At 66.5% G+C, this 8,616-nt stretch carries 6 protein-coding genes; 4 read left to right on the forward strand and 2 right to left on the reverse strand.

From position 1 onward, the window contains the following. Window positions 1–23: 23 nt before the first annotated feature. Both ACGFSA_RS00510 and ACGFSA_RS00515 read right to left on the reverse strand, forming a co-directional pair. Window positions 24–1,550 (reverse strand): glycosyltransferase family 87 protein, encoded by a 1,527-nt coding sequence (locus ACGFSA_RS00510; RefSeq protein WP_393297537.1) that lies wholly within the window; start codon window positions 1,548–1,550, stop codon window positions 24–26. Between the two features lie 112 nt (window positions 1,551–1,662). Then, entirely contained in the window at window positions 1,663–3,966 is a 2,304-nt protein-coding gene (locus tag ACGFSA_RS00515) for a transglycosylase domain-containing protein (protein ID WP_393298339.1), read from the reverse strand. A gap of 810 nt (window positions 3,967–4,776) precedes the next feature. On the opposite strand from ACGFSA_RS00515, the gene ACGFSA_RS00520 reads away from it, so the two are divergent. From ACGFSA_RS00520 to ACGFSA_RS00535, 4 genes are all read left to right on the forward strand, one after another. Next, entirely contained in the window at window positions 4,777–5,484 is a 708-nt protein-coding gene (locus ACGFSA_RS00520) for a helix-turn-helix transcriptional regulator (RefSeq protein WP_393297540.1), read from the forward strand. Between the two features lie 67 nt (window positions 5,485–5,551). Further along, on the forward strand, window positions 5,552–6,634 hold the full coding sequence (locus ACGFSA_RS00525; protein ID WP_393297543.1) for an inositol-3-phosphate synthase: 1,083 nt from the start codon (window positions 5,552–5,554) through the stop codon (window positions 6,632–6,634). A 124-nt stretch (window positions 6,635–6,758) separates the two neighbouring features. After that, a complete protein-coding gene (locus tag ACGFSA_RS00530) occupies window positions 6,759–8,027 on the forward strand; it encodes an MFS transporter (protein WP_393297546.1) in 1,269 nt (422 codons plus the stop codon). 42 nt (window positions 8,028–8,069) lie between these two features. After that, window positions 8,070–8,426 carry a hypothetical protein gene (locus tag ACGFSA_RS00535; protein WP_393297548.1) on the forward strand — a complete coding sequence of 119 codons (357 nt, stop codon included), beginning with the start codon at window positions 8,070–8,072 and terminating at the stop codon, window positions 8,424–8,426. The last annotated feature ends 190 nt before the right edge of the window (window positions 8,427–8,616 follow it).

The following is an 8,616-nucleotide window of genomic DNA, read 5'->3' on the forward strand; positions in this document are numbered from 1 at the left end:
TCGCGCCCTTGGCGGGGCCCTGTTCAGTCCGCGGCCGGCCGATGTGGACCTGTTCGGTCTGTGACCGGCCCGTGCGCCGTACCCCACTCCACCCGCGGCCCCTCGACCGCGGGTGCCGCGTGCCGCGGCGGATGCGCCGCCGCGTGCCCCAGCACGAAGACGTCCTCGGCACCGTCGAACACCCCGCCCGACGGATCGTCCGAACCGTCCCTGCGTACGACGTCCCGCTCCGGCATCAGAATGTCCCGTACGACGACGGCGCAGAGGTAGATCGTGCCCAGCAGGTGCAGGGCGATCGCCACCTGATAGCCCTCGGTCGGCAGCCCCTGGTGCTTGTCGCCGCTCGTCGTGTACGCGAGGTACATCCAGATCCCGAGGAAGTACATGACCTCGCACGCCTGCCAGATCAGGAAGTCCCGCCACCGCGGCCTGGCCAGCGCGGCAAGGGGGATCAGCCACAGCACGTACTGCGGCGAGTAGACCTTGTTGGTGAGAATGAACGCCGCGACGACAAGAAGGACCAGCTGGGCGAAGCGGGGCCGGCGCGGCGCCATCAGCGTCAGCACCAGGATGCATACGCAGAAGAAGAGCATCAGCAGCGTCGACGCGGTGTTCACCGTGTCGACCGGGATGGAAATGCCGGTGCGCTGCGAGATGATCAGCCAGAACGAGCCGAAGTCGAGCGGCCGGTCGTGGCTGAACGTGTAGAACTTCTTCCATCCCTCGGGCGCGAACACCATCACCGGCAGGTTCACCACCAGCCATGATGCGGCCGTGCCGAGTGTCGCCACGAAGAACTCCCGCCATTTACCGACCCGCCAGCAGAGCACGAACACCGGCCCCAGCAGGAGTACGGGGTAGAGCTTGGCGGCTGTGGCGAGGCCGATGAGGATGCCGAAGGCCAGCGTCCGCTGCCGGGACCACATGAGCATGGCTGCGGCCGTCAGCGCGACGGCCAGCAGGTCCCAGTTGATCGTCGCGGTGAGCGCGAAGGCCGGCGCGAGGGCGACCAGCAACCCGTCCCACGGACGGCGCCGGTGCGTACGGGCGACACACACCGCCATGACCGCGGTGCAGATCATCAGCATGCCCGCGTTGACCATCCAGTACATCTGCTCCCGGTACTGGATGGAGCCGCCGGGCGTCAGCCAGGCCGCGACCTGCATGAACACCCCGGTCAGGACGGGGTACTCCAGGTACTGCATGGTGTCGCTCAGCCGATCGAAGTACGGCACGAGACCGTCCGCGAAACCACGTCCGACGAAAAGGTGCGGAATGTCGGAGTAGCAGGCATGCGTGTACTGCGAGCTGGCGCCCCTGAACCACGCCCAGTTGTAACAGGGCACTTTCTGCACCATGCCGAGCGCGAACATGCCGATCGCCACCAGGGCGACGACACGCACAGGCGTGAGGGGGCCGGAGCCGAGTCGTGCCCAGCGCCCCGACCGCCCGCCGATCAGCTCGCTGCCGGCCGCGGCGACCTCGTCCTGATGCGTGGGCCGAACGACGGACCGTTCCTGGTGCACGCTCGTGTGTTCTGCGCTTGGCATGCCGCACATCCTGCCGTACGGCGCTGTGGAAACGGCGAGGGCCGCCGCACCGAGTGGTGCGGCGGCCTGGTGGCCTTCTTCCGGCTGCGCCTATTGGCCTGCCGTTCGGGCGCTATCCGGTCGAGCCTCCGAAGAAACCGCCGTTCCCGTTGCCGTGCCCGTTGCCCCCGCCGACCGACGAGGTATCCGGAGACGTGGTCCCGTCGGTCGGACTGGGAGATCCACCTCCGCCGCTACCGGCCGAGGTGCCTCCGTTGTTGCCTCCGTTGTTGCCTCCGTTGTTGCCTCCACTGCTGTTCTGGCAGTTCCGGTCCCACGCCCCGCAGCTGCCGCTCGGGTCGGGCGTGGGGGAGGAGGGCGTCATCGAAGGTGTCGTGGGCGGCGTGCTGGAGGGGGTCTCCGAAGGCACGGTGCTCGGCGTCGGCGAAGGGCTCGGCGCGCCGCCCCCGTAGACCATCTCGCCCCACGGCTCCGGCTTCGGGAAGGTCAGGACGTCCTCCCCCTTCAGCGCGTCGGCCATGTAGTCGTGCCAGATCTGGGCCGGGAACGAGGCACCGTGGACCGACTTCTCGCCGCCCGTGCCGTACATCTTCTCGAACTCACGGTTCTTGTGCTTCTCGTTGTCGTCGTACCGGAACATGCTGATAGCGGTCGACAGCTGCGGGGTGTACCCCACGAACCAGGCGGACTTGTTCAGGTCCGTCGTACCCGTCTTGCCCGCCACGTCACGACCGGGGAGCTTGGCAGGCGTGCCGGTCCCGTGCTCGACGACGTTCTTCAGGACGTCGGTGACGTTGTCGGCGACGATGTTGTCGAAGGCACGCTTGGGCACCTTCTTGTGCTGATAGATGACCTCACCGCGGTACTTGACCTTCTCGACGGAGTACGGGTCGTGCTGCATCCCGCTGTCGGCGAAGGTGCCGTAGGCCCCAGCCATCCGGATCGCGCTGGGCTGGGACGTACCGATGGAGAACGACGGAACGGTCGCGTCCGCCATGTACTTGTCGTCACGCAGACCCGCGGCTATCGCGACGTCCTTCACCTTGTCGGTGCCGACGTCCATACCGAGCTGGACGTACGGGGAGTTGGCGGACCACTGCATGGCCTCGCGAAGGGTGATGTTCCCCCTCGACTCATGGCCGTCGTTGGTCTGCAGCCACTCCTCGCCGTTCTCGTTGGTCCAGATCTCACCGTTGTATTTCTTGATCTTCAGCCGGTCGTCGGCGTTGTAGATGCTCTTCGGGGAGACCTTCGTGCGCTGCGACTCGTCCTGATCCGACAGGCCCTTCGGGTCACGCTTGCCGTACTCCATGGCAGCCGCCAGTACGAACGGCTTGAAGGTCGAACCCACCTGCGCACCGGTGGCGTCGGCGTTGTTGGTGTAGTGCCGCGTCGCATCCTGACCACCGTAGATCGCGAGAATGGCGCCGGTTTTCGGATCCACCGAAGCGCCGCCGAACTGGACGTGCGTGTCCGTCTCGGGGCGCTCCTTCGGCTTGATCTTGCGGTCGTAGACCTTCTTGACCGCGGCGTTGAGCGCCTTGACCTTCTTCTCGTCGAAGGTGGTGTGGATCTCGTAGCCGCCCAGGGCAAGCTTTTCCCGGGTGACGTCCTTGTGGTTGTTGAGGAAGCTCTCCCGGGCGAGGGACACCAGATAACCGGTCTGACCGCCCAGCTGCGCGTTCTGCTTCGGCGGCTTCGGCATGGGGAACTTCGTGTACTTGTCGCGCTCCTCCTGGGTCATCCGCCCGTCCTTCACCTCCTCGTTGAGGATCCAGCGCCAGCGCCTCTCCGCCCGGTACCTGTTCTTCGCAGGGGTCGCCTCCTTGGGGTCGGCCTCGGTAACGCCGGCCGGGTCGTAGTAGGTCGCGCCCTTCAGCAGAGTGGCCAGGAAGGCGCACTCGCTCGGATTGAGCTTGTTGGCGTCCTTGCCGTAGTACGTACGTGCCGCGGCCTGGATCCCCGATGCGCCTCGCCCGTAGTACGAGATGTTCAGGTAGCCGGCCATGATCGTCTGCTTGGTCTCTGTCTTGCCGACCTTGATCGTGATGAAGAGCTCTTCGAACTTCCGGCTCAGGGTCTGCTCCTGAGAGAGACGCGAGTTCTTCACGTACTGCTGGGTGATCGTCGAGCCACCCTGGGTCTGTCCGCCCTTGGCCATGTTGTAGAAGGCCCGGGCGATACCCATCGGGTCGATGCCACTGTCGTTGTCGAACGACTTGTTCTCCGCCGAGATGACGGCGTTCCGCATGGCCTCGGGGATCTGCTCGTAACCGATGATCTGACGGTTGGCCCCACCCCCCGTGGCGATCATCTGCTTGCCGTTCGCCCAGTAGTAGACGTTGTTCTCCGCCTTGGCGGCATCCTTCACACGGGGCGTCGCGACCATCGCGTACGCGATACCGCCGAGGCCCATGAGAAGGCCGAGGAAGCCAATGCACAGGCCGGAGACCAGCTTCCAGGACGGCACCCAGCGCCGCACTCCGTACTTCCCGGCGCGCGGGTAGTCGATGAAGCGCTTCTTCACGGGACGCTGACTGCCGCGCCCGCGGCCCCGACCGGGACCCTCGTACCCGTCGCCGCCACCACCGCGGCTTCGACCACCCCCGCCGCCATGACCCGCGCCACCTCCCTCGGCGGCACGCCGGCTCCCGCTTCCACGCTGCGCGGCTCGTCTGGCCGCGGCACGCCCGCCGTACGGACTCTCGTCGTCGTACGAACCGGAAGGTGACTCATTAGTTACTCTGCGTGACGGAGCTGCGCGGCGTCCTGTGGACTGCTGGGCGGCTCGTCTGGCCGCGGCACGCCCGCCACCTTGCGGTTGCTGCGTCTTGCGACGGTGCTCGCTCATCGAACGACTACTCCTCGGGCAGGCGAAAGCGCCTGGAAGCGGCAGTTGAGATCCGGTCCCCCGAATTACGGACGGACCCTGCGACAGGCTCATCCGCAGTGCGTCCGGTCAGTCCGCGACGACTGACGCTCGGGGGCGTCGCGCGGTTCCCGGTGGTCTGCATGCCGCACAGACTACGCACGGTCAAAACCCACCTAGGGCCCAAGCTCACCCCAAATCACGCAAGTCGCTTCCTACGAATTGGTGATGTGACGCCGTTCACGGCACCCCCCCTTGTCGCATCGCGGTGAGCGATCTATCGTCGTGATGTATCGAGTCGATACATCAGCTCGGCATAAGGCTCCGCGAGAGCGCTCGGAGAAGGAGGAGGCGAAGTTGAGCAGACGCTCCGGCATCCTCGAATTCGCCGTACTCGGTCTGCTCCGCGAGTCCCCCATGCACGGGTACGAGCTGCGCAAACGCCTCAACACATCGTTGGGGGTCTTCCGCGCCTTCAGTTACGGCACCCTCTACCCCTGCCTCAAGACGCTGGTGGCCAGCGGCTGGTTGATCGAGGAACCGGGAAACGGTCCGGCAGAGGTCCCGCCCGCCGGCGGACGTGCGGTCGCCCCTGCCTCTTCACTGGCAGGACGGCGCGCCAAGATCGTCTACCGGCTGACGGCAGAAGGTAAGGAGCACTTCGAGGAGCTGCTTTCGCACACCGGCCCCGACTCCTGGGAGGACGAGCACTTCGCAGCCCGCTTCGCCTTCTTCGGACAGACGGAGCACGAGGTGCGGATGCGCGTACTGGAAGGCCGCCGCAGCCGGCTGGAGGAGCGCCTGGAGAAGATGCGCGCCTCTCTGGCACGCACCCGCGAACGACTCGACGACTACACGCTTGAGCTGCAGCGACACGGCATGGAATCCGTGGAGCGCGAAGTGCGCTGGCTGAACGAGCTCATCGAGAGCGAGCGGTTGGGACGGGATCAGCGACGATCCTCGCCCGAGGGCTCCGCTCAGCAGAACACCGCAGGGAAGACGGACGGCCTGCCCCGGCGCCGGGGTCATACCCCGCCGGATCCGTCCGACGACACCGCCAAGTGAAGTCCCGGCACTTCCGCAGGGCCTTCATCGGAATCACCAAGAACACTCAACACAGGGAGCAACCGGAATGGGTTCGGTTCGCGTAGCCATCGTCGGCGTGGGCAACTGCGCCGCCTCGCTGGTGCAGGGCGTCGAGTACTACAAGGACGCCGATCCGGCCGGCAAGGTGCCCGGTCTGATGCACGTCCAGTTCGGCGAGTACCACGTGCGTGACGTCGAGTTCGTCGCCGCCTTCGATGTCGACGCGAAGAAGGTCGGCCTCGACCTCGCGGACGCCATCGGTGCCAGCGAGAACAACACCATCAAGATCGCCGACGTTCCGAACACCGGCGTGACCGTCCAGCGTGGCCACACCCACGACGGACTGGGCAAGTACTACCGCCAGACCATCGAGGAGTCCACCGAGGCCCCGGTCGACATCGTCCAGGTCCTCAAGGACAAGCAGGTCGACGTCCTCGTCTGCTACCTGCCCGTCGGTTCCGAGGTCGCTGCGAAGTTCTACGCGCAGTGCGCCATCGACGCCAAGGTCGCGTTCGTCAACGCCCTCCCGGTCTTCATCGCCGGCACCAAGGAGTGGGCGGACAAGTTCACCGAGGCCGGTGTCCCGATCGTCGGCGACGACATCAAGTCCCAGGTCGGCGCCACCATCACACACCGCGTGATGGCGAAGCTCTTCGAGGACCGGGGTGTCATCCTGGACCGCACGATGCAGCTGAACGTCGGCGGCAACATGGACTTCAAGAACATGCTCGAGCGTGAGCGCCTGGAGTCCAAGAAGATCTCCAAGACGCAGGCCGTCACCTCCCAGATCCGTGACCGCGAGCTCGGTGCGGACAACGTCCACATCGGTCCGTCGGACTACGTGGCCTGGCTCGACGACCGCAAGTGGGCGTACGTGCGCCTCGAGGGCCGCGCCTTCGGTGACGTTCCGCTGAACCTGGAGTACAAGCTCGAGGTCTGGGACTCCCCGAACTCCGCCGGTGTCATCATCGACGCCGTGCGCGCCGCGAAGATCGCCAAGGACCGTGGCATCGGTGGCCCGATCCTCTCCGCGTCCTCGTACTTCATGAAGTCCCCGCCGGTCCAGTACTTCGACGACGAGGCCCGCGAGAACGTCGAGAAGTTCATCAACGGCGACGTCGAGCGCTGACACGACCGGCAACGGCGTGTGAACGCGGCAGGGCGATGAGCGGCAACGCTTCTCCGCTTCCGCCTCGTTGAGGGTCCCCGGGCAATCCGCCCGGGGACCCTCAACGTATGTGACCCTTGCCCACATGCCCGTCGTACGTGATCTGCGCGTACTCCTGCGCCTTCGGAACTTCCGTCGCCTGCTGGCCGTACGGCTCCTCTCCCAGTCTGCCGACGGCGTCTATCAAGTCGCCCTCGCCGCGCACGTCGTCTTCTCCCCGGAGAAGCAGACGTCGGCGGCGGCCATCGCCTCCGCGATGGCCGTGCTGCTGCTGCCGTACTCGCTCGTCGGCCCCTTCGCCGGCGTCCTGCTGGACCGCTGGCCGCGCCGCCAGGTCTTCCTTTACGGCAATCTGCTGCGCGCAGCCCTCGCCTGCTGCACCGCCCTGCTGATCCTCGGTACCGCACCCGACTGGCTCTTCTACGCCTCCGCACTGTGCGTCACCGCGGTGAACCGCTTCGTGCTGGCGGGACTCTCGGCCGCGCTGCCGCGGGTCGTCGACAGGGATCGGCTGGTCATGGCCAACTCGCTCTCACCGACCGCGGGCACGCTCGCCGCCACGGCGGGAGGCGGCCTCGCCTTCGCCGTACGCCTCGTGGCTGCGGACTCGGATGCCGCAGTGGTGCTGCTGGGCGCGGGGCTCTACCTCGCCTCGGCACTGGCCTCCCTGCGCCTTGCCACCCAACTCCTCGGACCGGATACGCACGGCAGTCCTATCCGACTGAGGGACGCGCTGGCCACCACCGCGCACGGACTCGTCGGCGGGCTGCGCCATCTGGCGGAACGGACGGACGCCACACGGGCATTGGCCGCCATGACAGTGATCCGGTTCTGCTACGGGGCGCTGACCGTGATGGTGCTGATGCTGTGCCGGTACGCCTGGTCCGACAGCGAATCCGGCGGTCTGGCCCTGCTCGGACTGGCCGTGGGCGCCTCGGGGGCGGGATTCTTCGCGGCGGCCGTGCTGACGCCCTGGGCGGTTGGACGGCTCGGCCGGTTCCGCTGGATAGCGACGTGCGCCGCCGCGGCTGCCGTCCTCGAACCCGCGCTCGGGCTGTGGTTCACCCCCCGACCGATGTTGGTCGCGGCATTCGTCCTCGGAGCCGTCACTCAGGGAACGAAGATCGCGACGGACACGGTGGTGCAGACCGCGGTGGACGACTCATTCCGCGGTCGCGTCTTCTCCCTGTACGACGTGCTGTTCAACGTGGCCTTTGTGGGCGCCGCCGCAGTAGCCGCTGTGGCACTGCCTCCTGACGGCAAGTCGGCCACAGTGGTGATCGGGCTCGCGCTGCTCTACGGGATCGTCGCCGTGACGATGTTCCGGTGGAGCCGTGTCAGTGAAGTGCTATAGCGTGCGCGCGTCAAAAGAAGAGCGGACCCGCCGCCTCAGAACATGTCCGGCGGCAAGAAGGCTTTCCTGGCGGTGCGCAACATCGTCATCATCGTGGTGGCGCTCGGCGCCCTCGCGGGTCTGAAGTTCGGCTGGGACAAAATATTCGAGTCGGACGCCAAGGCCGCCTCGGTCGGCGACTGCCTGCAGAACAAGGGCTCCAACATCAGCCCGGACATGGCATCGGCCGACTGCGGCTCGTCGGCGGCCGAGTACAAGGTGGCCGAGGTGCACGACGACACCTCTGACACGGACCTGTGCGACGCCAAGAAATACGTCGCCTACACCGAAACCTCCGGCAGCCGTAAGAGCCGGACCAGTGTGGTTCTCTGTCTGACGCCGATGAAGCCGACGGGCTGACCCTCTTCCGGCGCAGGTGCCGATAGCTGCTACATCGAGGGGCGCTGTTTCACGTGAAACAGCGCCCCTCCACGCATCCGGCCGCGGTCATGTTTCACGTGAAACATGAAAGACGCCCCCCCCCCCCCCCACCCCCCCCCCCCCCCACACCAAAAACCCACCCCCCCACCCACAAAAACCACAAAACAAC

This window comes from Streptomyces sp. NPDC048496 (assembly GCF_043200055.1).
Classification (GTDB): Bacteria; Actinomycetota; Actinomycetes; order Streptomycetales; family Streptomycetaceae; genus Streptomyces.